Source organism: Lacisediminihabitans sp. FW035 (assembly GCF_054880895.1).
The window spans coordinates 1,428,781-1,454,319 of record NZ_CM142187.1 but is presented as its reverse complement, the minus strand read 5'-3'; the positions used below and the strand labels follow the sequence as shown (position 1 = coordinate 1,454,319).

Genomic DNA, 25,539 nt, shown 5'->3' with positions numbered 1-25,539 from the left:
CATGGTCCGCTGGGCGACCGCCACCGGCCCGGAGAGCATCATCGGCGGCATGATCGGCTACCTTCGTGACGACTTCCGACGCTGGGAGAGCTTCGACAAGACCGCCCGCGTCGCCAGCCATACCCCGCTCGGCGTGATCGAACTGATGCCGACAAGCGACCTCGAGACCTACGCCTTCAAGTACGTCAACGGTCATCCCTCCAACCCCGCCCGCGGATTCCAGACCGTCACGGCCTTCGGGGTGCTCGCCGACGTGCACAACGGTTACCCGACCCTCCTCGCCGAGATGACCCTGCTCACCGCCCTCCGTACCGCCGCCACCTCGGCGATGGTCGCGCAGGAGCTCGCCCGCCCGGACTCCACCACCATGGCCATGATCGGGGCCGGCAGCCAGGCCGAATTCCAGGCGCTCGGATTCCGGGCCGCCCTCGGCATCGATCGCCTGCGCATCTGGGACACCGATCCCGATGCCCTCGCGAAGTTCGTGCGCAATCTCGCCCCGCTCGGATTCGACATCACGGTCGCCACCAGTGCGGCGGATGCCGTGGCCGACGCCGACATCATCACCACCTGCACCGCCGACAAGGCCCTCGCGACAGTGCTGACGAGTGACCTCGTCGCGCCCGGCGTGCACATCAATGCGATCGGGGGCGACTGCCCCGGTAAGACCGAGCTCGAGGCCGCGATCCTCGACCGGGCATCCGTCTTCGTCGAATACCCGCCCCAGACGCGCGTGGAGGGTGAGATCCAGCAGATGGCACCCGACTTCCCCGTCACCGAACTCTGGAAAGTCATCGTCGGCACCGCGCCCGGGCGCATTTCAGCCGAGCAGATCACCCTGTTCGACTCGGTCGGCTTCGCGATCGAGGACTTCTCCGCCCTTCGCTACCTGCGCGATTCCGTCGCCGCCACCGACTTCTTCGACGAGATCGACCTCGTCGCGGCTCCGGAGAACCCGAAGGACCTCTTCGGCATGATCGGTGCCCTCTCCCCTGTCGGAGGTTGAGCCCGGTGTCGATCCAGGCACCCTCCGCGGTCGTGCTGGTGCGACCGCACCATTTCCGCCCCAACCCGCTCACCGCCGACGACAACGTCTTCCAGGTCACCGGGGCGTCGACCGAGTCGTGCCGCGTCGCGATGCTCGCCTACGACGAGGTGACGAACGCGGCCTCAGCGCTCGAAAAAGCCGGCATCCGGGTGCATCTCTTCGATGACGACAGCACGGATCGACCCGACAGCGTGTTCCCGAATAACTGGATGTCGACCCATCCGGGCGGTCACGTTGCGATCTACCCGATGTACGCCACCAATCGCCGCGGGGAGCGGCGGTCGGACGTGATCGAGATGCTCAAGAACGAGTACCGGGTGCAGGACGTGATCGACTATTCCGGGCTCGAGCTCGATGACGTGTTCCTCGAGGGCACCGGCGCGATCGTGCTCGACCACGCGTCACGCATCGCCTACGTCGCCCGCTCCCACCGTGCGGATCCGATCGCCCTCGAGCGGTTCTGCACGAACTTCGGGTACGAGCCGATGGTGTTCGATGCGGCCGACCCGTCGGGCGTGCCGATCTATCACACGAACGTGATGATGGGCATCGCCACCGATTTCGCCCTGGTGGGTCTCGATCTCATCCAGTCCCCCGCCCGTCGTGCGCAGGTGGTCGACCGGCTGACCGCACACGGACGGGTCATCATCGATCTCGACTTCGGGCAGGTCTGCGACTTCGCGGGCAACGCGATCGAGCTTCACGCGGCGGGTGGCCGAATCCTCGCGCTCTCCCGCCGGGCGGCCGACAGCCTGCGACCGGACCAGCTCGCGATCATCGAGCGGTCATGCACGCTCCTGCCGCTCGACATCCCGACCATCGAACTCGCCGGCGGCTCGGTGCGCTGCATGATCGCGGGCATCCACCTCGACCCGCGTCCCGCCGCCGTCGCGGCCTGACGCGGCCGGCTCTGCCGCGACCGGGCGGTGTGTGAGCGGCGCCAGCAGGCTCACCAACGGTGTTGCGCTGGGGGCTGGTGAGCGAAAGGCTGGAGTATGGCGAATCCCGTGGTGCACTTCGAACTCATCGGTCCCGACCCCGCGCTCCTGCGTGAGTTCTATTCCGAACTGTTCGGGTGGAACGCACCGGTGGGAGCCCCGGTCGCGGCGGCTGTTTCCGAGGAGACCGAGTACTCGTTCATCAGCCCGGAATCCGGTTGGGGCGCTGCCGCCGGTGGGATCGGTGGTGGCGAAGGGTTCCCCGCTCACGCCATCTTCTATGTCGGCGTGGATGACGTGGCCGACGCGCTCGAGACCGCCGAACGACTGGGCGCGACGATCGGCCTCCACCCCCAGCGCAACGAGGGCGGACACGTGACGGTCGGGCACTTTCGGGATCCCGCGGGCAACCTGGTGGGAGTCGCGGGCCCGGTGTAACACACAGTCGTCGGCCACAATCGGAACATGACCCACGAGGGATAGTCCCGGAATCACGTCTTGTCGGGCGACGGCATCGGAACGGTGCGGTCATCGTCGGCTTGCATCTCCACGAAACTGTCGTGGGCCGTAGAGTGCATGGCCTCGTCGTACGCCGCCATGGCTGCTCCGATCGCGGGACCAGCGCCGCCTCGACGCCGCATGCCCCGCGCGAGCAAACCGAGCGCGACCATCACTGCGGCGAGAGTCGTCACGATGAGTAATCCCACCGGGATGTTCACCACGGGCTCGACCATACACCTCGTCGCCCGCACCGCTGTCACGCGTCGATCGGCATTCTGCCGGCGATGCAGACGTGTCCGATACTCGGATCGGATTCAGGTCGCAGAGCTCGTGACCGTTCCCGTGCGATGCCACGGACTGCACGATCCTCACCCAGCCCGACCGCGCTAGTGTCGAAACCACCCCATCAATCGGAGGAGCCCATAGTGCCTGTCATCGCCATCATCGGAGCCGGACCGGGACTCGGAGCGGCAGTCGCGCGGAGATTCGGACGCGAAGGCTTCTCGATCGCCGTGATCTCCCGGGACCAGTCCAAGCTCGACGCCCGTGTCGCGGAACTCGAGGCCGGCGGTGTGACCGCCCGCGGGTACGCCGCGAACGTGCTGGTGCCGGCAGCGCTCGAGGACGCCCTTACGCGTGCCGCAGCAGAGCTGGGACCCATCACCGCCCTGCAGTACAGCCCGCTTCCGTCGCGTGACTACCTGAAGCCAGTGCTCGACCTGACGCCGGAGCTGGCGCTGGAAGCACTGCAATTCTCCGCCCTCGGGCTCATCCACGCGGTGCGGACGGTCCTTCCGTCGATGCGTGAGGCCGGAGGCGGCAGCGTCATCCTTGTCAACGGCGGAACGTCGGTCAAGGCACGCGCCGACTTCGCCGGCACCTCGGTCGCGTTCCCGGCCGAGAGCGCCTACGGTGAGATGCTCCACGACGCACTCGAGGGCGAGGGCATCCGTGTCGCGCAACTCGTGATCCCGGGAGGCATCCCCAAGCTTCAGCTTGCCAACGGCATCGACGACGTCGCCGACCGCATCTGGGACCTCCACGCCGTCGCGGGTCCGTTCCGCACCATGCTCATCCCGCTCGAGGACGGCCGAGAGTAGCAGCGCCGCAGTTTGTAACAGTCGCGGCAGCCGCAGCTTCTCATCTTGTTGTCCTGCGGCTATCATTCGGACCGGAAGAACGCGGTCATCGTCCCGCTATCGGTCACCTTCGGGACTGGAGGAAGCACCGGCGACGCGCATCCCCCTCGAGCCCTTGGGTCATTGCCCGCTCGTAGAACCCGACGGCCGTCGTCTCCTCACCCACAGTGTCATAGGCCCCACCCACCTCCTAGAGGACTCGGGGGTCCCGCGGGTGCTTCTCGTAGACCTTCAGTAGGGCGGCGATGGTTGGGGCCATGTCGTTCCGGTCGCGGGCCGCAAAGATCCGGTCAAGTTCGGCGTGAAGCTCCGTACTCGTTGATGAGTGACTCCTCGGCTCGTGCCGGTCGCGCTGACTGACATGATCAGGCGAGCCGCCGAAGTTGGCTGCCCGGTCGCTTCCTGCATCCCAGCTCAGGCACGACGCTCGTGACGCACTGGCTTGAGCCGTTGGGGCGCATCGGTTGCGGCGGGGAACTCGCAGGTGAACTCGCCCTCGTATCCGAAGAGGAAGCCGAACACCCTGTTGTGCACCTCCATCCGGATTCTGTAGACGCCGGCGACATCGTCGAAGCGTTCGAGCACCTGTGCCCGCCCGCTGAACAGCAGGGGGAAGCGAAAGCCGATGAATCGGCCATCGTAGAACCGTTGGGCGTTGGAGACGAGGCGAAGCGAACCGTCGTCGTCAACGTCGATGTCCAGGTCGACCGCGAGATGCTGGTGGGTGCCGAGGTAGTCGAGAACTCGACCACCGCTGAGGATCATCGTCGCGTCGAAACGGCTCGGTGTGCGTCGCACGCGGTACTGGCGCACGAAAGTCACTGTCTCGCGCCCGAAAGGGTCGCGGTACGGGTAGTTCTCGATAGTGAACGGGACGTTTTCGCCCACATCGGGAATGAGGATGTTGCGGAGCTTACCGAGGTGGAGGAACGGTACCACCCACCACGGTCCCCGGCGGATCCGTGACATGACTCCGGTGCCGACGCAGGCGTAGCCGGAGTCGAGCCCGACACCGAACCGCTTCTGCATCATGGGTGACAGTCGGGCGAAATCCTCGCCGAGCGCGGTTTCGAAGATCGAGGTCATGGCGCCTCCAGGGTGTGAAGGGCGCCGGGCGAATCATCCATGACGCGTCCGCGGCGCGGCACCCTCCGGCACCGGGATGCGCGAGGCCGGCCGGCTCTCCAGAACATCAGAACCGATGAGAGCGGCCACGACTCCGGGGGAACGCCCGTTTCGGCCCAGATCCGCAGACGGTCGAAGCTCCACGCCGTCATCCATCCGATGAGTGGCCGAATGAGGAACCGGTCGAGCATTCGCCCCCAGCCCGGCGAGTATTCGTAGCCCGTGAGGAAGACGACTCCCTCTGGGGTCTGCCGGTAACGCCAGTATCCGCGGCCTTTGCGAAGCGGTGACAGACGATCCTCCGTCGTGAAGCGGAGAGCGGATGTCCGGGTGCCGTCGGGCCCGGATCGCTCGCCGAGCGAGGTGCCCGTGCCGGCGATCGTGTGGAAGGGGAGGCGCCGTTCGTACCGGAAACGGCTCCCGCCCCGGGGAAGAGGCTCGGTCGGCGTGATGGAGCTGAACCTCAGATCCCACCGCGGATGCGTGGCAGGGTCCTGGGTGAGAAGCCAGACCCGATCCAGCGGACTTCGAATCTCGATCTCGACGTAGAGAGCGTCACTCACGGTGCCGTCTCCGCGTGACGTCGGGCTGGCGAGTTCCACCGCAGGCCCCTGAGGGATCGAGCGGCTCGGAGATCGTTCCAACCGAAGGGTCCGGCATCGGGCAACGCGGACTGGATGCTCTCGTCGGTGAAGCGATGCGTGGGCCGGATTTCGGGCGGAGCCTCTGGAGCCCACGGATCCGGTTCGCTGACACCCTCCGCGAGCATCGTCGCCTGCGCTTTCGCGACCAGCGGCACGATCATCAGCCATTCGGTCAGTTGGGCGAGGAGGCGGATGGACCAGACCGGCACCGGGACGAACAGGGGGCGCCGGCCGACGACCCTGGCGATCCGTCGCACCGCGTCACCGAGCGGCAGTTCCTCGGCACCCATCACGGCGATCGTGGGCTCGGGGATTCGGCCCTCCACCGCGGCCAGTAGGACGTCGACGAAATCGTCGATGGGAATCGGGCGTACGGCTCGTTCGTGAAGTCCGACTGTCGCAAAGACCGGCCAGGTCTTCACCGCACGACTGACGTGGTCGACCATGTGGTCGCCCGGGCCGTAGATCATCGATGCCTTGAGGATGGTGTGATCGATACCCGAGTGGCGGATCAGTTCCTCCGCCGCCCACTTCGTTTCGTGGTAGCCGGAGCCGCAATCGGGGCGGGCCCGCAGGAAGCTGACCATGACGATCCGCGTCACTCCGGCGCGCCTCGCTGCCTCGACGACGGCACGAGTGCCTTCGACGTGCACGCGCTGGAAGGTCTGGTCCCCCAGCTCGCGGTTGATGCCTGCGGCGTGCACTACGGCATCGCATCCGGCGAACGCATTGGCGAGTGCGTCGACATCCTCCACGTCGATTCCGGTCCGGCGAGAGACGATCACCGTGTCCGCCGGGCCTAGCCTGGCGGCAAGGTGTCCGCCGACGAACCCGGTGCCGCCTGTGATCGCGATGCGCATCATCCGCTCCCTCATAATGTCGTTGTCCGCTGTTGCCCCTGAAGCCGAGGGGCCCGACCAATCGGGCCAATCGAGCGATCCGAGTTCAGTATGACCCTATTTTCGAACATGTTCAATATTATTTTGAACGAGTTCGAAACAGCTAGTGTGGAGAGCGGTTACAACGCGGAGGCCACACGACAAGCGGGGAGGCTAACGATGTCCAAGAGTGATGACACGCGGGCGAAGATCACGGAGACCGCGATCGAATCGTTTCGCGCACGTGGATACGACCAGACCACTATCCGACTGATCGCGCAGGAGGCTGACATCTCGGTCGGCAACGCCTACTACTACTTCCCCACCAAGAACCACCTGGTGCAGGAGCTCTACCTTCGCGTGCAGGGCGACCACCTCGAGCGCGTGCACGGGGCGTTCGGCTCGTCGACGGACATCGCGAAACGACTCGAGGTCGCCCTTCTCTGCGGACTGGATGCGACGGGCCCGTACCATGACTCGGCGGCGGGATTCCTGGCCGCAGCGATCTCCCCGACCTCCGCGGTGAGCCCGTTCGGAGCGGATTCGGCCGGACCTCGCGCCATGGCGATCGACGTATTCCAGGAGGTCGTGGATGGATCGACGAATGCCATTCCCGGGGACCTCAAACGACAGCTCCCCGAACTGCTCTGGCTCGCCTACATGGGCCTCACCCTCTTCTGGGTGTACGACACCTCCGACGGGCAGTCCAGAAGCCGTGCGCTGGCGCGGAGTGCATCGAAACTGTTCGGCACGGTTCTCCCGCTTGCGCGCCTCCCCTTTGCGCGCGGCCCCCTGAACCAACTCCTTGAACTCATCCGCATCGCCCGTCCGTGAGGGCGCGGTAACCCCGGGAATCCCGTCAGACCGAGAGTGAGTGCCAACGCCCGCTCCCCACGACGCTGGCCCGAAGAACCAGAGCGGTCAGGAGTGCGGGATCGCCGAGGTCATGCCGCCGTCGACGACGAACTCAGCTCCCGTCGAATAGGCCGACTCCTCGCTGGCGAGGAACACGACGAGCGACGACACCTCCTCGGGCTGCGCCGGGCGCCCGAGCGGCACCTGCTGGCTCGCGAAGTCGAGCTGCTCGGTCATCGGGGTCACGATGAATCCAGGGTGCACGGAATTGACCCGCACGTTGTGGCGCCCGAGCTCCACCGCGACCGACTTCGTGAGACCGCGCACCGCGAACTTCGAGGCCACGTAGCCGTGGAGCCCCGCGCTGCCACGCAGTCCCTCGACGGACGAGATGTTGATGATCGACCCGTGCTTGGCGGCTTTCATCACGGGAACGACGGCCTTGACACCGAGGAAGGTTCCGGTGAGGTTCACCGCGAGCACCGAATTCCACATCTCGAGCGTGTACTTGTCGATGGCGGCCATGTTGCCGATCCCGGCGTTGTTCACGAGCACGTCGACGGTGCCGAAGGCAGCGACGGTGGCAGCCACGACAGCCTCCCACTCGCTCTCCGAGGTGACATCGAGGTGCTCGTAGCGCACAGCGTCGCCCAGCTCGGCGGCGAGGGCCGCGCCCTCGTCGTCCAGCACGTCGGCGATCACCACGCGGGCGCCCTCCCGCACGAAGGCGCGGGCATGGGCGGCCCCCATACCGCGAGCGCCGCCCGTGATGATCGCAACGGTCTTGTCGAGTCGTGCCATGGTGACTCCTTCGTCAGTCTGTTGTCATCCCTGATGCCGAGATGCCGGCGAGGAACAGGTCGGTGAGTTGGGCCGCGATGAGGCTGCCGTCCTCCGGGCCATCCGCCGAGTACCACTGCGGAAGGTAGTGCAGGTCGCTGAAGAAGTTGGCTACGAGCACTGCCCTCGGGATGTCGGTACGGTAGATGCCTTCGTGCTGGCCTGCTTCGACCAGCGCTGCGAACTGGTCGTTATAGGCGCGGCGGCGCTGCTTCACGTCGAGTTGCTTCCCGACGGGCAGCATGTGCACGGACCGGAAGAACACGGTGCCCTCGTCGAGGAATTCGATCGAGGTCTCGATCACGTCGATGCAGGCGGCCCGCAACTTTTGCGCGGTCGTGCCGTCGGTCGAGATTATCGACGCGAGGTGCTCGCCCTGCAGAGTGAGCAGGTGCTCGTAGATGCCGAAGAGCAGGTCGTCCTTCGAACGGAAGTAGTGGTACATCGCGCCCTTGGTGACCCCGGCGGCGTCGACGATCTGCTGCACGGACGTGTTGGCGAAGCCGTGCCGCGCGAACAGGTCGACTGCCGCGGTGCGTACCGCATCCTTCACGCTCCCGGCCGGCACGGTCAGAGCACCGGACGGATGGATCCGCCCCCGTCGATCACGATGGTCTGCCCGGTGATCCAGGCGGCATCAGCGGAGAGCAGGAACGCGACGACACCCGAGACGTCTTCGGGCACTCCGAGGCGGGCGAGGGGGTAGGTCGCGGCGACCTCTGCCTCGCGCCCGTCATATAGCGCCTCGGCGAACCGGGTCTTGATCACGGCGGGCGCCACGGCGTTGACCCGGATGTGCGGCGCCAGCTCGAACGCCAGTTGCGTCGTGAGGGAGATGAGCGCAGCCTTCGACACACCGTAGAACCCGATGCCGGGCGCCGACGTGATGCCCGCGATCGAGGCGATGTTCACGATCGAGCCGTTGCGGGCCCCGAGGCCCGCCGCCACGGCATCCCTCGACCAGTCCAGCGCCGCCATCACGTTGATCTCGAGGATCTTGGCCATCGCCGAGTGCTCGGTGTCGAGGGTCGGTCCGTAGCTGGGGTTCACTCCCGCGTTGCTGACGAAATGGTCGAGCCCGCCGAACTCCCGGCTGATCACCTCGAAGACCTCCGCACGGTGCGCGGGGTCGTCCGCCTTGCCCGAGACCCACAGCGCGGAGGAGCCGAGCTGCGACGCCGCCTCGCGGAGCGCGTCTTCCTTGCGCGCGGTGATGAGCACCCGGGCGCCCTCCTCCACGAGCCGGTTCGCGATGGCGAACCCGATGCCGCGGCTCGCACCGGTGATGAGGGCAGTGCGGCCGTCGAAGCGATTCACGAAGGGTCCTAACGGGGAGAATGTGGCGCAAACCGACTGTTCGGTATGCCCACCCTAGCGCTGTTGGGTACGCTGGACGGGCCGGCGTCGACCCCCGGCTGTCGACGGAGACCCCCATGTCCAGCACTGCTTCTAGCCGCCAATGGCACCTGGCCAATCGACCCACCGGCACCCCCACCAGCGCGGATGTGAGATTCGTCACCGTCGAACTGCCTCCGCTCGCGGAGAACGAGGTGCGGGTGCAGAACGAGTTCATCTCGGTCGACCCCTACATGCGCGGTCGCATGAATGACGTGAAATCCTACGTGCCGCCATTCCAGCTCGACCGGGTGATGGACGCGGATGCCGTCGGGAGGGTGATCGAGTCCCGCTCCCCCGACCTCGCGGTGGGCCAGCTGGTGCAGCACTTCCAGGGCTGGCGGGATGTCGCCCAGGGGGACGCGAGCCGTTTTACCGCACGAGACGAGGTTCCGGGGATCGCGCCATCCGTCTACCTGAGCGCCCTCGGTCTCACCGGGCTCACCGCCTGGGTCGGTCTTCTCGTGATCGCCGAGATGACGCCGGGCGACATCGTCTTCGTCTCGGGAGCGGCCGGTGCGGTCGGCTCCGCGGTGGGGCAGATCGCGCGACTTCGCGGCGCCTCCCGGGTGATCGGCAGCGCGGGCACCGACGCGAAGGTCGCCGCACTCACCTCCCGTTATGGCTTCGACGCCGCCTTCAACTACCGCAGCGGCAAGGTCTCGCGGATGCTGCACGAGGCGGCTCCCGACGGCATCGATGTCTACTTCGACAATGTCGGCGGCGACCATCTCGAAGCCGCCATCTTCGCCTTCAACGACGGCGGCCGGGCCGCGATCTGCGGCGCGATCAGCGCCTACAACGCCGAGCGGGCCGAACCGGGACCCCGTAATCTCGCCATGCTGATATCCAAGGGGCTCACCCTCAAGGGCTTCACCATCCCGAGCTACCAGCAGTACGCCCCGGAATTCTTCCGCGAGATGACTCCCCTTGTCGCCTCGGGCGAATTCGTGTTCGATGAGACGGTGATCGACGGCATCGAGAACGCCTTCGACGCCTGGCTGCGACTCATGCGCGGGGAGAACACCGGCAAGATGCTGGTGCGCGTCGGTACAGGCGCTTGAGCCGGTGCCCTCCGACCGAATCTTCGAGCGCTTCCCCGTTCGCCGCATCGAGGAGCACGCGCTCGACAGGCTCGCTCGGGATGCCTGGCCCGCCACGCTCGCGCCGGTCGCGCACCTCCTCGATCACGGCCTCGACCTCGGGGCGGCGACTGTCTTCGTCGGCGAGAACGGATCAGGGAAGTCCACTCTCGTCGAGGCGATCGGGCTGGCGTTCGGGCTTTCACCCGAGGGCGGATCCACTGGCGCGCAGCACACGACACGGGCATCCGAATCCGAATTGTGGAGCCACCTGCAGGTCGTGCGCAACGCCGGGGCGTCGAAGCGCGGGTACTTCCTGCGTGCCGAGACGATGCACGGGCTCTTCAGCTATCTCGAAGAGAATCCGAATCCGTATTGGGCCGACATCCGCTTCCACGAAATGTCCCACGGGGAGTCGTTCCTCGACCTCGCCGCGGATCGCTTTCGCGGTCCGGGACTCTGGCTGCTCGACGAGCCGGAGTCGGCGCTCTCGTTCTCGGGATGTCTGGTCCTGCTCGGCATCCTCACCGGGCTCCTGGAGACGGGCAGGTCGCAGGTGATCATGTCGACCCACTCCCCACTGCTGGCCTCACTCCCCGGCGCGACCATCTACGAGGTCGGCGACTGGGGGTTGCACGAGAGCCAGTGGGCCGACCTGCCGCTCGTGCTCAACTGGCAGGCCTTCCTGAGCGCTCCCGAGCAGTACCTGCGGCACCTCCGGTGAGGGCAGGTCAGACGGGCACGATTTCTACCAGATGCTCGATGCCCACAAGGTCGGCCGCGTTTCGCGTGTAGAGGCGCGCAGAGTGAGCGTGCGCTGTGGCCGCGATGAGGAGGTCCATCACGCGGGAGCGGGGCTGCCGACCGCTCTTGGCGAACGCCGCCGCAAGTTTGCCGTAGCTTGTGGCCACGGCATCGTCCACGGGCAGAGCGTCGAAGGTTCGCTGGAAGAGCGACAGTCGCTTCAGCCGCTCGGCACGGATCGTGTCGTCTGCGGTGACGAGAACTCCGAAATGAAGCTCGGCCAGTGTGGCGGCACTGATAGCCAGCTCTCCCTCCAGCGCAGGCACATCCGTGGCCAGCAACACGCTCGTGTCGAGTATCGCCTTCACTCGCCACGCTCCCACGGATTCATCGCTGACTGGTCGATCAGGTCCCGATCGCGGTTCCAATCCGGATCGCCGGGTCCGGTGAACGCCTGCGCGATATCGCCCCAGTGCAGCCAGCGTTTCGGTGCCGCGGGCACCAAGCGCGCCGCAATTCGCCCTGAAACGGTGATCTCGATTTCTTCGCCGCCTTCGACTCGACGAACAATTTCTGACGCGTCCTGGCGAAGCGCGCGCAGCCCGATCGATTCCATTTCTCAAAGGTAGCACCTGTGCTACAACCACACAACGCTCGATAGGGAACGGACGCCATCGAACCATTTCGCCCGCCCCATACGATGAGAGGATGCTGGCTTCCGTGATCGCCGAGCTCCGCGCGGCGGGCTGCGTCTTCGCGGAGGAGGAGGCCGCGCTGCTGATCGAGGCGGCGACCTCGCCGGCCGAGCTGAGGCACCTCGTAGAACAGCGGGTGTCGGGTATTCCCCTCGAGCATCTGCTTGGCTGGGTCGAGTTCTGCGGCCTGCGGATCCTGATGGATCCGGGAGTCTTCGTGCCCCGCCAGCGTACCGCCTTCCTCGTCGAGCGGGCCGTGGCATCGGCCGCTCCGGATGCCGTCGTGCTCGACCTCTGCTGCGGTGCCGGCGCCATCGGCGCGGCGATCGCGTCCCGGCTGCCCGGGATCGACCTGTATGCCGCCGACGTCGACCCGGTGGCCGTCGCGAACGCCCGCCGCAACATCCGCCCCTCCCGCGTCTTCAGCGGGGACCTGTTCGACCCACTGCCGTTCACCCTGATGGGCCGCGTCGACATCCTCACGGCCAACACCCCTTATGTGCCGACGGATGCCCTTGCACTCCTGCCCCCGGAGGCGCGACTGTTCGAGGCCCGCGTCGCTCTCGACGGCGGAGCCGACGGGCTGGACGTGCAGCGCCGTGTCGCGGAAGCGGCTCCACGATGGCTGGCGCCCGGCGGACACCTCTTCGTCGAATCGAGCGAGGATCAGGCCCAGGGCACCGCGGAAGTGTTCGAGGCGAACGGGCTGGTCGCGTCGATCGCCCACTCGGAGGAGCTCTTCTCGACGGTGGTGGCCGGCACGCTGCCCTAGCTCTCAGGAATCGAGCGCCGCCAGGAACGGGATGACCGCGTCGAGCACCGCGGCGGCCGGCCTCAGCGTGCCGCCGTGCGTGCGACCCGGCAGCGACCGGAAGCTCGCGTTCGGCATCAGGTTCGCGGCCCGCTCCGAATCGAGGTGACGGTCGTGGTCGCGGGTTCCCGCCAGCAGCAGCGTGCGTGTCTCGAGCTGGGCGAGCCGGGCATCCGGGATCCCCGGCTCGAGTTCGACCTGACGGAAATAGGCCCGAAGCGCGAGCGGATCATTGGCGAGGAACGCCGCCGTGGTCTGCGGATCGATCGGGGCACCGGAATGCTCCGCCCAGCCGTGTAGGAAGCCGGCCATCCCTCCCGCACCGAGGGCGGCGTCGTAGCCGGGGAAGAAGAGCTCGGAGACGCTGCCTCCCGGCGCCCGATAGGTGCCGCCGGCCGAGATGAGGGAGAGCATCCGCTCGGGGTGGCTGTCGGCGAGGGAGAATCCAGCCCGTGCTCCGAAGGAGTAGCCGAACAGGTGCGCCGCCGGGGCGTCGACAGCATCGAGCACGGCGAGGATGTCGGCGAGCACGAGCGGCATCCGGTAGCTCGATGTGAGGTGCGGTTTGCCGCTCCGACCGTGGCCGCGCAGATCGATCGTGATGACCTGGAAGCGGTCCTGAAGTGCGGCGACGTAACCGAATCCGCGCCAGATCGAGCGCGAGAGAGCCGACCCATGGATGAGCAGGAGCGGGGGTCCGTCCCCCCGGACATCGAAGGATATGGGCGTGCCATCGATCGGGTTGACAGTTTCGCTCACGGATCCATCCTGCCGCAGCCCGTGGACGTCAGCCGGCGGCGGGCAGCCGTGACGGCTCGAGGTGATACTCGGAGCTATCGAAATGACGCACAGCCCGCCGGAACAGCGCTGCACGGTGCGGCCATAGGGTGGTGATGCGCCCGCCGGCGTCGAGGTAGTAGCTCGAACATCCGCCGCTCGACCAGACCGAGCCCGCGAGATCCGCCTGCACTCTCCGGTTGTAGCGCGCCTGGGCCTCCCGTGTCGGCACGAGTGAGGCGGCGCCTCGTACCTCCAGCTCAGCGAGGGCCTTCAGCACGTAGTCGACCTGGGCTTCGATGATGTAGACGATGCTGTTGTGTCCGAGGGCCGAGTTCGGCCCGACCAGAAGGAACAGGTTGGGAAAGCCGGCCACGGTCGTCCCGCGGAGGGCCTCCATGTGCGGAGTCCACGACTCCGAGAGCGCCACTCCCCCGATTCCGTGTACGAGGCGGGCGACTGAGGGCTCAGTCGCGTTGAATCCGGTGCCCGCGATCAGCACGTCGAATTCCCGTCGACGGCCATCGACCGTGACGAGTTCCCGCCCTTCGACAGAAGCGATCGGGTCTGTGACGAGCTCCACATTTGCCCGGGTCATCGCCCGGTAGAAGTCGCTGGAGATGAGGATGCGCTTGCACCCCATGCGATACCGCGGGGTGAGCTTCGCCCGCAATGCGGGGTCGGCCACCTGGCTGCGCAGGAAACCCCGCGCGAATCGCTGAAAGAGGCCGCCGACCAGAGCACTGCGGAAGCCGGCAAAACGTGCCTCCGCGGACCGGAAGACCCAGGCCCGGGTGGTCCGCTGCAGCACGGGAAACCTGCGGAACAGCCGCGACCGTCGCGGACCGGTCGGCGCATCCGCCCGTGGCACGATCCACGCGGGAGTGCGCTGGAAGACCGTGAGCTCGCCCACCACCGACTGCAACGCCGGCACGAACTGGATGGCGGATGCGCCGGTGCCGATGACGGCGACGCGGAGACCTGCGAGATCGAGGTCGTGCCGCCAGCGGGAGGAGTGGAACCGCTCGCCCTCGAAATCCTCCAGACCGGGGATGCGCGGCCAGACCGGATCGATCAGGGGCCCGGCCGCGGACACGAGCACCGACGCGGTCAGTTCCCCCGTGCTGGTGCGCAGTCGCCAGACCGCGGCCGAGGCATCCCACGTGGCCTGCTCCAGCTCGGTGTCGAAGCTGATGCGCGATCGCACGCCGAACTCGTCGGCGGTCGAACGCAGGTATTCGAGGATCTCCGGCTGTCGGCCGTAGCGGTGAGTCCAGTCGAACGCCGGCGCGAAGGAGAACGAGTACAGGTCGCTGCGGATGTCGCAGGCGGCTCCCGGATAGGTGTTGTCGCGCCAGGTGCCCCCGACCTCGCTCGCCCGCTCGATCACGGTGAAGTCGTCGATGCCGTGACGGATGAGCTGGATCGCCATGCCGAGTCCCGCGAATCCCGAGCCGATGATCGCGACTCTGACGTGAGCGGGCATGGTGCTCTTCCTCGAAGGCGGTGCGGCCGGACGGGGCGATGATACTCCCGGAAGTGCGAAAGGCCAGCCCCGCTCAGCGATTATCGAGGTTTCGTGGGCTAGGTTTCTCGGGCATGCCGCTTTCGCGGCGCGCGAGAGGGTGTCATGGGTCGTCGAAGCGCCGAGTCGGGTACAGGTTCCGCGCGCGCCAGCGCGCCCATCCGCCATGGTCGTCTCCGCACCTCGCACCCGTTCGCGACGATCGCCAAAGTCGCCGCGGCGATGATCGCGGTCGTAGCGGTGAGCGGCGGTGCCGTCGGCGCCTTCGCCGTCTACGGCACCATTTCGACCATCAAGCCCGGCATCCACCTCACCCATGCCAGTGGCACCACCGTCGCGCCCGCCGCACCCTCGGTCGGCCCCATCGACGGCGAGGTGAACCTGCTGCTCGCGGGCACCGACACCCGTACCGGACAGGCCGGCTATCAGTCCAAGAGCCAGCTCGCCGGAAGCTCGGGAATCGGCAACAACGACGTCACGATGCTTCTGCACGTCTCGGCCGACCACACGAGCGCCACAGTCGTGAGCTTCCCGCGCGACCTGGTGAACATCCCGCTCTGCGGTCGCAGTGTCTCCCCGGCCATGTTCAACTCCACGCTGTCACGCGGGCTCTCCTGCACCGTCCAGACCGTCGAGAAGATGACCGGCCTCACCATCCCCTACGCCGGTGTCATCACCTTCGACGGTGTCACCGGGATGTCCAATGCGGTCGGCGGCGTCACCGTGTGTCTCGCGACCGCAGTACAGGACCGCTACACCGATCCGCCGCTCAACCTGGCCGCGGGCCAGCAGACCCTCGTCGGCGCCGAGGCGCTCTCCTTCCTGCGAAGCCGCCACGGGGTCGGCGATGGCAGCGACCTCGGACGCATCAGCAACCAGCAGGTCTTCCTCTCCGCCCTCACGCGCAAGATCACCAGCGACGGCGTGCTCAGCAACCCGGTCACTCTCTACAAGCTGGCGAATGCGGCCCTGTCGAACGTGCAGCTCTCGGACACCCTCACCAACCCGACGACGCTGATGTCGATCGCACTCGCCCTCAAGGGCATCGACCTGAGCAAGATCGTCTTCGTGCAGTACCCGACCGGATCGGACCCGGCGAACCCCAACCGGGTGGTTGCCCAGGCGGGCCCCGCGGCGGCCCTCGCGTCGGCGCTGCAGTCGGACCAGCCGATCTCCCTCACCGGCAAGCTGGGTCGCGCGGCGATCGCCGACCCGACGGCCGCGGTTCCCGCTACCCCGGCACCCTCGGGATCCGCCGCTCCCTCCACGCCGGCGAGTCCCGATCCGACATCGATCGCCCTGCCGTCCTCGATCTCCGGCCAGAGTGCAGATCAGACCACCTGCACCCAGGGCTTCACCAACAAGAAGTAGTCTCGCCGGCCAGGCGACCTCAGCGCCGCCAGGCCCGCGCGAAGTGGGTGTAGTTCTCGGCCACCCGCGAGACGAGCTCAGCCTCGGATGCCGCACCGCCCACGAGGTCGGCGAGCGGCTTCTCCCAGATACTGCGTCCGATCGCGAACCCACGGAAACCGTCGACGGCGGACGCGACCTCCAACCAGTGATCGACGCGCTCGTGAGGGGCATCCCGCCCGAGCACGATGCAGCTCACGGCCGTGCGTCCGTCACGCCGCGCCGCACGAACGACCGAAGCGGCATCATCCACAGACTCGAGCCCCTCGACCTTCCAGATGTCGGGCTCGATCCCCTCGGACTGCATCTCCTCGATCACGCGAACGGTGAGTCCGGCGCGCAATTCGGTGTCGTAGCGCAGCGCATCCGATCCCACCGATTCGAGTTGCGCCGGGGTGGCCGGCACCAGCAGCTCGAAAAGGAAGGTGCGACCGGATGCCCGCAGCGCTTGGGAGACGGTGATGAGTCGATCGAACTGCAGGGTGCGGTTGAAGGCTCCCTCGGGGTTGTCCCGCACGAGCACCTTGACCTGGGACGGGGCGAACTGGTCGACGTGCCTCAGCCACTCGCCGTCGCCGAAGGTACCGTATTCCAAGAGGAAGAGCGGCTCTCCGCTGCGTTCGATCGGCATCGCAAGGTCGATTCCGGATGCCTTCGCCCGCACTGCGACGGCGGATCCGTACCGCTCGTCCACGAGCACTCCGACGCGCGAGGCATCCACTCCCGCGTCGATGGCCGCGAGCAGCCCGTCGAAGACCAGTCCCTTGTGAGCGGAGATGGTGGCGACCTGGTCGGCCGTGGGAGTGCCGTCGATCCGGTAGAGATCACGGAGCAGGGAATCACGATGATCCATCGCGAGGATGAGGAGGTCGGAATCGGGAGTCGGGGTCACGGTTTCGACGCTACCGCGCCCGGCACTGCCCGTGTGCGCGAACTCCTCAGCGGGTGGGTACGACGAGCACCGGGCAGGTGGCCAACTGCACACAGTGGCTGCTCACCGATCCGAGAAGAAGGCCGGCGAACCCACCGAGTCCCCGGGGACCGACGACGAGCATGAGTGCCGATGTCGAGAGCTCTGCCAGCAACTGGGCTGGCTGGGCGAGGGCGGCGCGGTGATGAAGCGTGACGCCGGGGTACCGGGCCGCGATGCCCGCAGTGTCCGCTCCCAGCATCGCGCCGACCTTCTCGGTGACCTCGTCGAAGGACGAGACGTACCCGTTGTCGTAGAGGGCGCCGTGTGGGGCGGTGTCGATGCTCCAGGAGCGCACCACCACGATGTCGACACCGAGCTTGCCCGCGAACTCGAACGCCACCTCGAGGGCGTGATCGGAATCCTTCGATCCGTCGTGGCCCACCACGATGTTTCCGGCTGTGACTTCCTCGACCGGTGAACCTTCGACTGTGGTGTCGGGGTCATTCATGGCTGTACTCCTCCTGTTGTGAGCGGGACTGGTGTGAGCGGGAGTGTTGTGAGCGGGACTGTCGTGAGTCACCCTGTCGTGACTTTGCCCGATCTGACCCGGGCCCGATCGCACGAAGGGCGTTGAGGATGGTCGCGAGATCCACGATCTCCTGGATCGCGGCGCCGAGAGTCGCGGGGATCACGCCGAAGGAGGCGATGACCATGAGAGCGATGCTCAGCGCGATCCCGAGCCAGATGCTCTGCAGGGCGATACGCACGGTGTCCTGCCCGATGCGGATGGCGAGGGCGACCACCGAGATATCGTCGAGCAGGATGACGGCGGCGGCGGACTCGCTCGCCGCCGTCGCGCCACGGGCGCCCATCGCGATTCCGACATCCGCCGCGGCCAGAACGGGAGCATCGTTGACTCCGTCCCCCACCATGAGCACGGGGCGGTCGGCGATCTCGCGCACGGCCACGACCTTGTCGACGGGGAGGCAGTCCGCGGTGAACCTCGAGATGCCGACCGCCGAGGCGACATGCTCTGCAGTAGCTCGCGCATCCCCGGTGAGCATCACCGTCTCGCGAACGCCGAGTGCCCCGAGCTGCGCGATAGTCTCGCGGGCGTTGCCGCGCACCGGGTCGCTCGCGACGACTGCGCCGGCGAAACGGCCGGCGATCGCCACGTAGATCGCCAGCTCGCCTCCGACCAGCACCATGGCCTCGGTGTCGGCTGCGGCGGCGGTTACGAAGGCGAGGGTGCCGATGGCGATAGTCTCGCCGGCGATAAGGGCCGTTACTCCCTGTGCCGCTACCTCGGTGGCCTGCTCCGTCGGCTGGAGCACCAGCCCCCGGTCCTCGGCCGCCCGCACGATCGACGCGGCGAGCACGTGGGAGGAGAAGCGCTCCGCCGACGCCACCCTGCACAGCAGGTCCGCTTCGCCCCAGGGCTCACGGGCGAGAATGCGCGTGATCGTGGGCGCCCCGACCGTCAGGGTGCCCGTCTTGTCGAAGACCGCCGTGCGCACCCTGGCGAGGGTCTCCAGCACGCCGCCGCCCTTCACGATGATCCCGCGGTGCGCCGCCCGGCTCATCCCGCCAAGGAAAGCCACCGGTGCGGCGAGCACGAGCGGGCAGGGCGTGGCGAGCACGAGCACCTCGGCGAAGCGCACCGGATCGCCGGACACGATCCACGCCACCGCCGCGATCGCCAGCGAAACGACTGTGAAAGGGATCGCATAGCGATCGGCGAGGCGCACCACCGGGGCGCGGTTGCTCGAAGCGGATTCGACGAGCGCGACGATGGCCTGGAACTGGCTGTCACGGGCAAGCGCCGCAGCGGTGATGGTAGTGGCGGTCACCCCGTTGACCGAGCCGCTGAGCACTGTGTCGCCCGCCAGTCGTGTCACCGGCATGCTCTCCCCCGTGAGAGAAGACTCGTCGAACGACGCGCTCGCCGACACGAGAAGCGCGTCGACGGGCACCACCTCCCCCGAGCGCACGAGGATGGTGTCCCCCACCAGCACCTCCGCCGCCGTGATGTCCTCGATGACATCGGAGCCCGGCCGCACGCGGTGGGCGACCTGCGGTTCACGCGCAAGCAGGGCATCCAACTCCCGTCTCGCGCGTCCCTGGGCGAAGTCCTCGAGGGCTTTGCCCCCCGCCACCATGAACACGATGATGATGCTCGCGACGAACTCCCCCACGAGCACTGTCGACACGATGGCGACGATGGCGAGGATGTCGATGCCGACGATTCCGTGGCGGAGCTGCTTCGCCAACTGCACCGCTTCAATGCCGGCGACGACGAGCGCGAAGATGCTGAACATCCACCGCGTGACCTCACCGAGGCCACCGACCCAGAAGAAGATGCCGATCAGAGCCACAATCAGCGTGATCGAGACGATTGGATAGCGACGCCCGAAATCGAGCGAGGTGCGAACGGCGTTCATCGCTCGAATGGACTCCGCGCGCATTGCCGATCCTCTCGTCGGATACAGCTTCCTCCCCTGGGGCGATTCGGAGAGGGTCGAAGGTCCTGCGTGCGGATCGCTCGCCGAGATACGCCCTTCTGTCAAGCCCTCCCGCCAATCGGACTGCCGCCGACCGGCCTCAATACACTGAGCGAGGAGAGTGGGTTTCATGGAGGTTCCAGCAGCGGGGAACATGGCCGGCCGGCTGCTCGGGGAGCGCTACCGCATCGAATCGACCATCGGTTTCGGCGGAATGGCGACGGTCTACCGGGCGATGGACGAGTCTCTGGGTCGCGCGGTCGCCGTGAAGCTCTTCGACTCGAGCATTCTCGAGCCCGGACGCGAGGAGAGCGAGCTTGCTGTGCTGGCGAGCCTCGACCATCACGGCGTCGTCAACCTCTACGACGCGGGCATCGCCCTCGACGATTCCGGCCGCGGTCGGCGTTACCTGGTGATGGCGCTGGTCACCGGGCAGACCCTTCACCAGAGGATCGAGGTGTCTCCCATCGCGTCTCGTCACATCGCCGAGATCGGCTACGACGTGGCGGAAGCGCTCGAGTACATCCATGCCCGGAACGTGCTCCATCGAGACATAAAGCCGTCAAACATCCTTCTCGTCGACTATGGGAACGACGCGCCTCGAGCCCGGGCGAAACTCGCCGATTTCGGCATCGCGCTCTTCGATGACATCGAACGGATGACTGCGGCCGGTGAAACCACAGGCACGGCCGCATACCTCAGCCCGGAACAGGTCGCCGGCACTCCTCTCACGTCGGCGAGCGACGTCTACTCCCTCGGCCTCGTGCTGCTCCAGTGCTTCACCCGAGCGATCGAGTTCCCCGGGTCGATGGTGGAGTCGGCCATGGCGCGACTCTCTCGCGATCCGGTCATCCCGGCCTTCCTGCCGCAGCACTGGCGCGACCTTCTCTCCGCCCTGACGGCACGGGATGCCGAGAACAGGCCGGCCGGCCACGAACTCGTATCGATGCTCCGCCAGGCGGTGATCGCCGACAGTGCTCGCCATAAGGATGGTGACGCGGAGACCGACACGTTCTATCCCTCTGACTCGCCGGCATCGAGCGGGCGCACCGCGATCCTCGACACGATTCCGGATGAAGCGCTCCACCGTGTCACCGCGATGGCTGCCCGCCTCTTCTCCGCTCCGATCTCGATCGTGAGTGTCGTCGACCACGACCGCACCTGGTTCCGTTCGCACTACGGTCCGGAGGTCGAGCAGATCGCGCGTGACGTCGACCTGAGGACTGCGACAATCCCGAACGCGGAACCGGTGATCATCGAAGACGGCCGCAATGATCCGCGCTCCCAGGACAGCCATCTGGTCACCGGTCCGCTCGGTGTGCGATTCTATGTCGGAGTGCCGTTGAAGCGCCACGACGGGCAGATCATGGGCACTCTGTCCGTGCTCGACTTTTCGCCGCGCACGGCGACGGCGGCGGAGGTGGCAAACCTCCAGGATCTCGCGGCCCTCGTCGTCGCTCAGCTCGAAACGCGTCATGAGGGCCTACGCACCGTGGAGATGACCGGCCCGATGCTCGCGGTCAGGCCTGACCCACCGCGCGCGGCCGAGAGGCAGTAGCCCCTAGAGACCGGCCTGGTCGAGTGCCGACTGCAGGGAAAGCAGGTAGGCGTCGGTCGTGTAGGTGGCCCCACTGACGCTCGCGACCTTCGCCGACTGCGACTTGAGCACCTCCGCCCGAAGGATCGGCGCCGCCCGGTTGCTCAGTTGCACCGACCGTCCGCCCTTGTCGGTGAGGTGTACCGCGACGACATCGGTGATCGCGCCACCGGCGACGACGATCTTGACCTGCACACTGCCGTAGCGGGTGCTCTCGGACGCTCCCGTGAAGCTGCCGTTCGACGCCGCTGTGGCCGCCGGCGAGCCGGTGGCAGTGGGACCGGCCGCCGTGCCCCCTCCGGACGAGGTGTCCAGCACGGCGCCAACCTGCCAGGCGATGGCGAGAACCGCCGCCGCGCCGACGGCTCCCGCGACAGTCGCGCGCGCCCTCACCAGTCGAACCTCTCGGCGTGGACCTGGTGGTCGGGGATGCCCGCCGCCCGCGCATCCTCTTCGACCACATTGAGCCAGGATGTCGGCCCACACAGGTAGAGGTCGCTCGCCAGGAGGTCGGGGAAGACCCCGAGGATGGTGAGCCCGCTGTCGGAATCGGCCTGGGTCATCCATCCCGGTCCGGTGCGGGCACGGGGACCGATCATCGTGGTCACGGCGATGCCCTTCTCGCGGGCGAGCTGTTCGATCTCGCCCCAGAGGAAGGTGTCGTCGACGCTGGATGCCCGCAGCAGGATGCTCGCCTCCCCCGGCTTCAGTACAGAGTCCTCGAGCATTGCGCGCACGGGGGTGATACCGATGCCGGCGACGACGATCGCGAGCTTCGGTGCCGTGCGTCCGGCATCCGTGAAGATGCCGTAGGGTCCCTCGAACCACACCCGCGTGCCCGCAGGCACCGAGCTGATGCTGCGGCTTCCTCCGCCGAGGTCGCGCACGGTGATGCGGAGCTCGGTGTCCGTCGCCACCGCGGACAACGAGATGGGGTGGGAGTGCCACCAGGTACCCGCCGTCCAGAAACGCCAGACGAAGAACTGCCCTCCGACGGACTCGAGCGAGCGCAGTCGACGCCCGGACAGGTAGATCGACACGACTCCGGGGGCCTCCCGCTGCATCCGATCGACCCGGAGGCGGTGGCGGAGGCTCGAGATGAGCGGCTCCGCGAGTCGATGTGTGAGGATCGCGCCGAAAGCGAGGATGTAGAGCGCGAGCCAGTACACCCGCTCGAAACTGAAGGGCGACAGCACGCTGCCGATGCTCAGCTGGTGCGGCACCGAAGCCAGCACTGCCGCGTAGCTCAGCAGATGCATCAGATGCCACGTCTCGTAGCTGAAGCGGCGACGTACCAGCACGGTAGACGTCACGATCACCACCGCGAGAAGCGCGAGCCCGAGGATCGCGAGGAGCATGTCGGGAATGGCGAGCATCGGCCCGATCTCCGCGATCGGACCGATACCGGAACTCAGTCCGTAGCCGACAAGCAGGATGAGTGCGTGGCCGAGAAGAAGATAGAACGCCGGCTTGCCGAGAGCCCGATGCACGGCGATGGCCCGGTCATGACCGATGGCGTGATCGATGAACGGAACCCGCGCCGCGAGCAGGAGCATCGCGAGCACGAGGTTCGTGCCGACGAGGCCGGTCATGATGCCGACGCTCGTGACCGCGTCCGGGATCGATCCGAATCGCGCAGTTCCGCCGGAGAGGAGGAAGAGCGCGACGGCAAACGCCGAGGTGAGCCACAGGGCGATCCCCAGAGCGTCGCCGACACGGGCGCGCCGCCGATAGTGGGCCGCGTGGTCCCCGCCGGGGGTGGACAGACGCGACGACCTCTGTGAATCGATGGTCATTCCCAACCCTTGCCCGGCACCTCGAGGGGTCGCCGATCCTGTCTCCATCTGACCGATCCAGTAAATCGCCTCATCGCGGGAGGAATCGGGACGTTGGTCCCGAGACCGGCCACCGACGATCGCTCGGCGCCGTCGAAGGTTCCGAGGGCCGTGCACCTGCCGAGATGCAGAAAAGCCCCGCTCGATGACTCGGGCGGGGCATTTCTGACTATGGGGTGGATCCAAGGGGATTCGAACCCCTGACCCCCTGCATGCCATGCAGGTGCGCTACCGGGCTGCGCCATGGACCCATGCTGTCTTTTTCGAACTTCCAAGAAGGCAACTACGTCAGATTACTACACATCGGAGCGCTCCGTTGTCGGTCCCGGTTTTGGCAGGATGTCGGCGGGCACGGTGCTTGACTGGGAGCATGGCAGCCGAACCCATCACCGTCTCGATCACCCGTGTGGTCTCCCCCGACCGAGCACGCGAAGTCGCCGCCTGGGCGCGCGCCGGACAGGATCTGCTCAGCACGAGTCCGGGCTACCTCGGATCCGGCTGGGTGCGACCCGATCCGAGGTCCCACGAGTGGCACATGCTCTACCGGTTCGCGGATGCCACCGACCTCGCCGCCTGGGAGCGATCCCCCGAACGCGAATGGTGGATCGCCAGCGCACTCGGGCTCGTCGAGCACTCCCGCGAGGAGAAGCGCACCGGCATCGAAGGATGGTTCGACGAGCCATCCTCTGTCGAGGTGCTCGAGTCGGCGCCATCCGCTCCCCCGCGATGGAAACAGCTCGTAAGCATCTTCATCGTCTTCTATCCGCTGAGCCTTCTCGCCAACTGGCTGCTCGCGCCGATCACCGGCAGCTGGCCACTGCCCCTGCGGGTCCTGGTGCTCGTCGCGGTGGTGTCACCCGTCATGACCTATCTCGCGCTGCCCTTCGTCACCCGGGCGCTCCGGCCCTGGCTGCTCGGAGGGCGACGCTAGCCGCCGAGGCGTCGCCGCAACACGAGCATCGCGCCGAGGGCTCCGCGGAGCTCCTGCAGGTGGTGGGTGGCGAGGAACGGCTGGCTGAATCGCCCGAGGTCTCCCGCCGTCGCGCTCGTTCCGACGGTCTCGACAGCGAGCCCGTGGTCGAGACCGAGGATTCCCACCGCCACCGCGGACTGGTAGGGAACGTAGATCGGGGTCGTCACCTGCAACACCGAGTGCTCGGCGACATCGCGGCGCTCACCAGCCCAGAAGCGGTACGTGTCGGCCGAGTTCGCGCGGCGGTGCGCGGGATCGGATGAGGGCGCCGCCAGCACGCTCAGTCGCGGCATCCCGGGCCGGCGCCAGGTCAGCTGGCGCCACGAGGAATGGGGTGTTCCGCCGAGCCCCTCGATCACCTCCGGCTCGCCGAGGGGGCCGAACGCCCGCTGCAACCCGCACAGCATGCCTCCGAACTCGTCGTCGGCGTCCACTTCGAGCGCTGTCGCAAGCGTGGCCTCCTCCGGGGAGAACGGCCGGAATCCGCCGAGAAAGAGGATGTGGTCGCACTCCAGCCCGCCGGCGAGCAGTTCGGCCACGAACCGGGGCTTCACGATGCCGGCGCGCACCATCCCTCCGGTCATGATGACCGTGTCGTAGCGGCGCCGGGAGGGCGTCTCCCGGCTCGCGAGACCGAGACCGTAGGCCTGCGCGAACACGATGTCGGTTTGCGCTGACGTCAGTCCGAACCGACCGATCGAATCGCGCTCGCTGCCCTGCCGGAAGTCCCAGTGGTCGCCGGCGAAGGCATCCAGCCAGACGAGCCGAGCATCACCGACCAGAGCCGGCATTTCGACGCCGAAGGCCGCGACAACGGCAGCGAGGGCGGATGACTCGCACCAGGCATCGATGGACTCCCGAACCCGCGCGGCATCGCCCCGCTTCGCAGCCCAGGACGGCAGCTCGAGAGCCGACATCCGTCTCTCGCGGTTCGGCTATTCGGCGGACTCGCGCACCGGAAGGTCGATCGGAATCACCGGGCAGTCCGTCCAGAGGCGCTCGAGCGAGTAGTACATACGGTCTTCCTCGTGGAAGACATGCACGACGAGGTCTCCGAAGTCGAGGAGGATCCACCGGCCTTCGGCACGGCCTTCGCGGCGCAGTGGCTTGGATCCGTGCTCGATCAGCTTGTCTTCGATCTCGCTGGCGATCGCGACGACGTTGCGCTCATTGCGACCGGTGGCGAGCAGGAAGATGTCGGTGAGCGGAAGCGGCCCGGACACGTCGAGCGCGACGAGGTCTTCGGCTTGCTTCGAGTCTGCGGCGGCCGCAGCGATCTGGAGGAGTTCGCCGGCGTGGTCGGTCGCAGTCAC

At 67.2% G+C, this 25,539-nt stretch carries 30 protein-coding genes and 1 tRNA gene; 11 read left to right on the top strand and 20 right to left on the bottom strand.

What is annotated here, in order from left to right:
- Position 1 precedes the first annotated feature (1 nt).
- The 3 genes from ACVXZ4_RS07060 to ACVXZ4_RS07050 all read left to right on the top strand — a co-directional run bounded on the left by ACVXZ4_RS07060 (position 2) and on the right by ACVXZ4_RS07050 (position 2,424).
- A complete protein-coding gene (locus tag ACVXZ4_RS07060) occupies positions 2-1,006 on the top strand; it encodes an ornithine cyclodeaminase (RefSeq protein WP_461797523.1) in 1,005 nt (334 codons plus the stop codon).
- Between the two features lie 5 nt (positions 1,007-1,011).
- The gene (gene ctlX / locus ACVXZ4_RS07055; RefSeq protein WP_461797522.1) at positions 1,012-1,947 is read left to right on the top strand and encodes a citrulline utilization hydrolase CtlX; all 936 of its coding nucleotides are present in this window, start codon (positions 1,012-1,014) and stop codon (positions 1,945-1,947) included.
- Positions 1,948-2,043: 96 nt separating this feature from the next.
- The gene (locus ACVXZ4_RS07050; protein WP_461797521.1) at positions 2,044-2,424 is read left to right on the top strand and encodes a VOC family protein; all 381 of its coding nucleotides are present in this window, start codon (positions 2,044-2,046) and stop codon (positions 2,422-2,424) included.
- 53 nt (positions 2,425-2,477) lie between these two features.
- Here ACVXZ4_RS07050 and ACVXZ4_RS07045 read toward each other — a convergent pair whose 3' ends face one another.
- Positions 2,478-2,720: a hypothetical protein gene (locus ACVXZ4_RS07045; RefSeq protein WP_461797520.1), complete on the bottom strand. Its 243-nt coding sequence runs from the start codon at positions 2,718-2,720 to the stop codon at positions 2,478-2,480.
- Between the two features lie 192 nt (positions 2,721-2,912).
- Here ACVXZ4_RS07045 and ACVXZ4_RS07040 point away from each other — a divergent pair, with 192 nt between their 5' ends.
- Positions 2,913-3,587, top strand: a complete 675-nt coding sequence (locus ACVXZ4_RS07040) for an SDR family NAD(P)-dependent oxidoreductase (protein ID WP_461797519.1) — start codon at positions 2,913-2,915, stop codon at positions 3,585-3,587.
- 103 nt (positions 3,588-3,690) lie between these two features.
- Here the strand turns inward: ACVXZ4_RS07040 and ACVXZ4_RS07035 are convergent, their stop codons facing one another.
- The 4 genes from ACVXZ4_RS07035 to ACVXZ4_RS07020 all read right to left on the bottom strand — a co-directional run bounded on the left by ACVXZ4_RS07035 (position 3,691) and on the right by ACVXZ4_RS07020 (position 6,255).
- Positions 3,691-3,813: a tetratricopeptide repeat protein gene (locus ACVXZ4_RS07035; RefSeq protein WP_461797518.1), complete on the bottom strand. Its 123-nt coding sequence runs from the start codon at positions 3,811-3,813 to the stop codon at positions 3,691-3,693.
- 227 nt (positions 3,814-4,040) lie between these two features.
- Positions 4,041-4,712 carry a DUF4166 domain-containing protein gene (locus tag ACVXZ4_RS07030; protein ID WP_461797517.1) on the bottom strand — a complete coding sequence of 224 codons (672 nt, stop codon included), beginning with the start codon at positions 4,710-4,712 and terminating at the stop codon, positions 4,041-4,043.
- Positions 4,709-5,314, bottom strand: a complete 606-nt coding sequence (locus tag ACVXZ4_RS07025) for an SRPBCC family protein (protein WP_461797516.1) — start codon at positions 5,312-5,314, stop codon at positions 4,709-4,711. The genes ACVXZ4_RS07030 and ACVXZ4_RS07025 overlap by 4 nt, the downstream gene beginning before the upstream one ends.
- Complete coding sequence (locus ACVXZ4_RS07020; protein WP_461797515.1) at positions 5,311-6,255, bottom strand: NAD(P)H-binding protein; 945 nt, start codon at positions 6,253-6,255, stop codon at positions 5,311-5,313. The genes ACVXZ4_RS07025 and ACVXZ4_RS07020 overlap by 4 nt, the downstream gene beginning before the upstream one ends.
- 198 nt (positions 6,256-6,453) lie before the next feature.
- On the opposite strand from ACVXZ4_RS07020, the gene ACVXZ4_RS07015 reads away from it, so the two are divergent.
- Positions 6,454-7,107: a TetR family transcriptional regulator gene (locus ACVXZ4_RS07015; protein ID WP_461797514.1), complete on the top strand. Its 654-nt coding sequence runs from the start codon at positions 6,454-6,456 to the stop codon at positions 7,105-7,107.
- A gap of 87 nt (positions 7,108-7,194) precedes the next feature.
- Here ACVXZ4_RS07015 and ACVXZ4_RS07010 read toward each other — a convergent pair whose 3' ends face one another.
- Genes ACVXZ4_RS07010 through ACVXZ4_RS07000 form a run of 3 tightly spaced genes read right to left on the bottom strand, consistent with a single transcriptional unit; the run spans position 7,195 to position 9,285 of the window.
- Positions 7,195-7,929, bottom strand: coding sequence for a glucose 1-dehydrogenase (locus ACVXZ4_RS07010; RefSeq protein ID WP_461797513.1), 735 nt, complete (start codon positions 7,927-7,929; stop codon positions 7,195-7,197).
- A gap of 13 nt (positions 7,930-7,942) precedes the next feature.
- The gene (locus ACVXZ4_RS07005) at positions 7,943-8,521 is read right to left on the bottom strand and encodes a TetR/AcrR family transcriptional regulator (RefSeq protein ID WP_461797512.1); all 579 of its coding nucleotides are present in this window, start codon (positions 8,519-8,521) and stop codon (positions 7,943-7,945) included.
- Between the two features lie 17 nt (positions 8,522-8,538).
- Positions 8,539-9,285 (bottom strand): SDR family oxidoreductase, encoded by a 747-nt coding sequence (locus ACVXZ4_RS07000; protein ID WP_461797511.1) that lies wholly within the window; start codon positions 9,283-9,285, stop codon positions 8,539-8,541.
- A 116-nt stretch (positions 9,286-9,401) separates the two neighbouring features.
- On the opposite strand from ACVXZ4_RS07000, the gene ACVXZ4_RS06995 reads away from it, so the two are divergent.
- Positions 9,402-10,427, top strand: coding sequence for an NADP-dependent oxidoreductase (locus ACVXZ4_RS06995; RefSeq protein WP_461797510.1), 1,026 nt, complete (start codon positions 9,402-9,404; stop codon positions 10,425-10,427).
- 4 nt (positions 10,428-10,431) lie between these two features.
- Positions 10,432-11,169, top strand: a complete 738-nt coding sequence (locus tag ACVXZ4_RS06990; RefSeq protein WP_461797509.1) for an AAA family ATPase — start codon at positions 10,432-10,434, stop codon at positions 11,167-11,169.
- Between the two features lie 7 nt (positions 11,170-11,176).
- Here the strand turns inward: ACVXZ4_RS06990 and ACVXZ4_RS06985 are convergent, their stop codons facing one another.
- Positions 11,177-11,557, bottom strand: coding sequence for a PIN domain-containing protein (locus tag ACVXZ4_RS06985; protein ID WP_461797508.1), 381 nt, complete (start codon positions 11,555-11,557; stop codon positions 11,177-11,179).
- Positions 11,554-11,805, bottom strand: a complete 252-nt coding sequence (locus tag ACVXZ4_RS06980; RefSeq protein ID WP_461797507.1) for a type II toxin-antitoxin system Phd/YefM family antitoxin — start codon at positions 11,803-11,805, stop codon at positions 11,554-11,556. The genes ACVXZ4_RS06985 and ACVXZ4_RS06980 overlap by 4 nt, the downstream gene beginning before the upstream one ends.
- A gap of 92 nt (positions 11,806-11,897) precedes the next feature.
- On the opposite strand from ACVXZ4_RS06980, the gene ACVXZ4_RS06975 reads away from it, so the two are divergent.
- Complete coding sequence (locus ACVXZ4_RS06975; RefSeq protein WP_461797506.1) at positions 11,898-12,656, top strand: putative protein N(5)-glutamine methyltransferase; 759 nt, start codon at positions 11,898-11,900, stop codon at positions 12,654-12,656.
- A 3-nt stretch (positions 12,657-12,659) separates the two neighbouring features.
- Here ACVXZ4_RS06975 and ACVXZ4_RS06970 read toward each other — a convergent pair whose 3' ends face one another.
- Both ACVXZ4_RS06970 and ACVXZ4_RS06965 read right to left on the bottom strand, forming a co-directional pair.
- Entirely contained in the window at positions 12,660-13,454 is a 795-nt protein-coding gene (locus ACVXZ4_RS06970) for an alpha/beta fold hydrolase (protein WP_461797505.1), read from the bottom strand.
- Between the two features lie 28 nt (positions 13,455-13,482).
- Positions 13,483-14,958: a flavin-containing monooxygenase gene (locus ACVXZ4_RS06965; protein WP_461797504.1), complete on the bottom strand. Its 1,476-nt coding sequence runs from the start codon at positions 14,956-14,958 to the stop codon at positions 13,483-13,485.
- 144 nt (positions 14,959-15,102) lie between these two features.
- Between ACVXZ4_RS06965 and ACVXZ4_RS06960 the strand changes: the two genes are divergently transcribed.
- Complete coding sequence (locus ACVXZ4_RS06960) at positions 15,103-16,368, top strand: LCP family protein (RefSeq protein ID WP_461797503.1); 1,266 nt, start codon at positions 15,103-15,105, stop codon at positions 16,366-16,368.
- A gap of 19 nt (positions 16,369-16,387) precedes the next feature.
- Here the strand turns inward: ACVXZ4_RS06960 and ACVXZ4_RS06955 are convergent, their stop codons facing one another.
- From ACVXZ4_RS06955 to ACVXZ4_RS06945, 3 genes are read right to left on the bottom strand one after another with little or no spacing between them, the layout of a single operon-like run.
- Positions 16,388-17,299: a 2-deoxy-5-keto-D-gluconate 6-phosphate aldolase domain-containing protein gene (locus tag ACVXZ4_RS06955; protein WP_461797502.1), complete on the bottom strand. Its 912-nt coding sequence runs from the start codon at positions 17,297-17,299 to the stop codon at positions 16,388-16,390.
- Between the two features lie 46 nt (positions 17,300-17,345).
- The gene (locus ACVXZ4_RS06950; RefSeq protein WP_461797501.1) at positions 17,346-17,828 is read right to left on the bottom strand and encodes a universal stress protein; all 483 of its coding nucleotides are present in this window, start codon (positions 17,826-17,828) and stop codon (positions 17,346-17,348) included.
- The gene (locus tag ACVXZ4_RS06945; RefSeq protein WP_461797500.1) at positions 17,821-19,785 is read right to left on the bottom strand and encodes a heavy metal translocating P-type ATPase; all 1,965 of its coding nucleotides are present in this window, start codon (positions 19,783-19,785) and stop codon (positions 17,821-17,823) included. The genes ACVXZ4_RS06950 and ACVXZ4_RS06945 overlap by 8 nt, the downstream gene beginning before the upstream one ends.
- 166 nt (positions 19,786-19,951) lie before the next feature.
- On the opposite strand from ACVXZ4_RS06945, the gene ACVXZ4_RS06940 reads away from it, so the two are divergent.
- Positions 19,952-21,379: a protein kinase domain-containing protein gene (locus ACVXZ4_RS06940; protein ID WP_461797499.1), complete on the top strand. Its 1,428-nt coding sequence runs from the start codon at positions 19,952-19,954 to the stop codon at positions 21,377-21,379.
- A gap of 3 nt (positions 21,380-21,382) precedes the next feature.
- On the opposite strand, the gene ACVXZ4_RS06935 is transcribed toward ACVXZ4_RS06940, so the two are convergent.
- From ACVXZ4_RS06935 to ACVXZ4_RS06925, 3 genes are all read right to left on the bottom strand, one after another.
- Positions 21,383-21,811, bottom strand: coding sequence for an FMN-binding protein (locus tag ACVXZ4_RS06935; protein ID WP_461797498.1), 429 nt, complete (start codon positions 21,809-21,811; stop codon positions 21,383-21,385).
- Positions 21,808-23,214 (bottom strand): ferredoxin reductase family protein, encoded by a 1,407-nt coding sequence (locus tag ACVXZ4_RS06930; RefSeq protein ID WP_461797497.1) that lies wholly within the window; start codon positions 23,212-23,214, stop codon positions 21,808-21,810. Before ACVXZ4_RS06930 ends, ACVXZ4_RS06935 begins: the two co-directional genes overlap by 4 nt.
- Positions 23,215-23,430: 216 nt before the next feature.
- Positions 23,431-23,504: transfer RNA gene (locus ACVXZ4_RS06925), tRNA-Ala, on the bottom strand.
- A gap of 119 nt (positions 23,505-23,623) precedes the next feature.
- Here ACVXZ4_RS06925 and ACVXZ4_RS06920 point away from each other — a divergent pair.
- On the top strand, positions 23,624-24,184 hold the full coding sequence (locus ACVXZ4_RS06920) for an antibiotic biosynthesis monooxygenase (RefSeq protein ID WP_461797496.1): 561 nt from the start codon (positions 23,624-23,626) through the stop codon (positions 24,182-24,184).
- Here the strand turns inward: ACVXZ4_RS06920 and ACVXZ4_RS06915 are convergent.
- Positions 24,181-25,143 carry a hypothetical protein gene (locus ACVXZ4_RS06915; RefSeq protein ID WP_461797495.1) on the bottom strand — a complete coding sequence of 321 codons (963 nt, stop codon included), beginning with the start codon at positions 25,141-25,143 and terminating at the stop codon, positions 24,181-24,183. The two genes, ACVXZ4_RS06920 and ACVXZ4_RS06915, sit on opposite strands and share 4 nt — an antisense overlap.
- 18 nt (positions 25,144-25,161) lie before the next feature.
- Positions 25,162-25,539: a ribosome silencing factor gene (gene rsfS, locus ACVXZ4_RS06910; protein WP_461797494.1), complete on the bottom strand. Its 378-nt coding sequence runs from the start codon at positions 25,537-25,539 to the stop codon at positions 25,162-25,164.

Coding starts and splice junctions, on each gene's coding strand:
- ACVXZ4_RS06950 (WP_461797501.1), bottom strand. CDS start 17,828: ATGAATGACCCCGACACCACAGTCGAAGGTTCACCGGTCGAGGAAGTC.
- ACVXZ4_RS06930 (WP_461797497.1), bottom strand. CDS start 23,214: ATGACCATCGATTCACAGAGGTCGTCGCGTCTGTCCACCCCCGGCGGG.
- ACVXZ4_RS07050 (WP_461797521.1), top strand. CDS start 2,044: ATGGCGAATCCCGTGGTGCACTTCGAACTCATCGGTCCCGACCCCGCG.
- ACVXZ4_RS06945 (WP_461797500.1), bottom strand. CDS start 19,785: ATGCGCGCGGAGTCCATTCGAGCGATGAACGCCGTTCGCACCTCGCTC.
- ACVXZ4_RS07045 (WP_461797520.1), bottom strand. CDS start 2,720: ATGGTCGAGCCCGTGGTGAACATCCCGGTGGGATTACTCATCGTGACG.
- ACVXZ4_RS06965 (WP_461797504.1), bottom strand. CDS start 14,958: ATGCCCGCTCACGTCAGAGTCGCGATCATCGGCTCGGGATTCGCGGGA.
- ACVXZ4_RS06920 (WP_461797496.1), top strand. CDS start 23,624: ATGGCAGCCGAACCCATCACCGTCTCGATCACCCGTGTGGTCTCCCCC.
- ACVXZ4_RS06975 (WP_461797506.1), top strand. CDS start 11,898: ATGCTGGCTTCCGTGATCGCCGAGCTCCGCGCGGCGGGCTGCGTCTTC.
- ACVXZ4_RS06995 (WP_461797510.1), top strand. CDS start 9,402: ATGTCCAGCACTGCTTCTAGCCGCCAATGGCACCTGGCCAATCGACCC.
- ACVXZ4_RS07030 (WP_461797517.1), bottom strand. CDS start 4,712: ATGACCTCGATCTTCGAAACCGCGCTCGGCGAGGATTTCGCCCGACTG.
- ACVXZ4_RS07015 (WP_461797514.1), top strand. CDS start 6,454: ATGTCCAAGAGTGATGACACGCGGGCGAAGATCACGGAGACCGCGATC.
- ACVXZ4_RS07010 (WP_461797513.1), bottom strand. CDS start 7,929: ATGGCACGACTCGACAAGACCGTTGCGATCATCACGGGCGGCGCTCGC.
- ACVXZ4_RS06960 (WP_461797503.1), top strand. CDS start 15,103: ATGGGTCGTCGAAGCGCCGAGTCGGGTACAGGTTCCGCGCGCGCCAGC.
- ACVXZ4_RS07020 (WP_461797515.1), bottom strand. CDS start 6,255: ATGCGCATCGCGATCACAGGCGGCACCGGGTTCGTCGGCGGACACCTT.
- ACVXZ4_RS06915 (WP_461797495.1), bottom strand. CDS start 25,143: ATGTCGGCTCTCGAGCTGCCGTCCTGGGCTGCGAAGCGGGGCGATGCC.
- ACVXZ4_RS06940 (WP_461797499.1), top strand. CDS start 19,952: ATGGAGGTTCCAGCAGCGGGGAACATGGCCGGCCGGCTGCTCGGGGAG.
- ACVXZ4_RS06980 (WP_461797507.1), bottom strand. CDS start 11,805: ATGGAATCGATCGGGCTGCGCGCGCTTCGCCAGGACGCGTCAGAAATT.
- ACVXZ4_RS07060 (WP_461797523.1), top strand. CDS start 2: ATGGTCCGCTGGGCGACCGCCACCGGCCCGGAGAGCATCATCGGCGGC.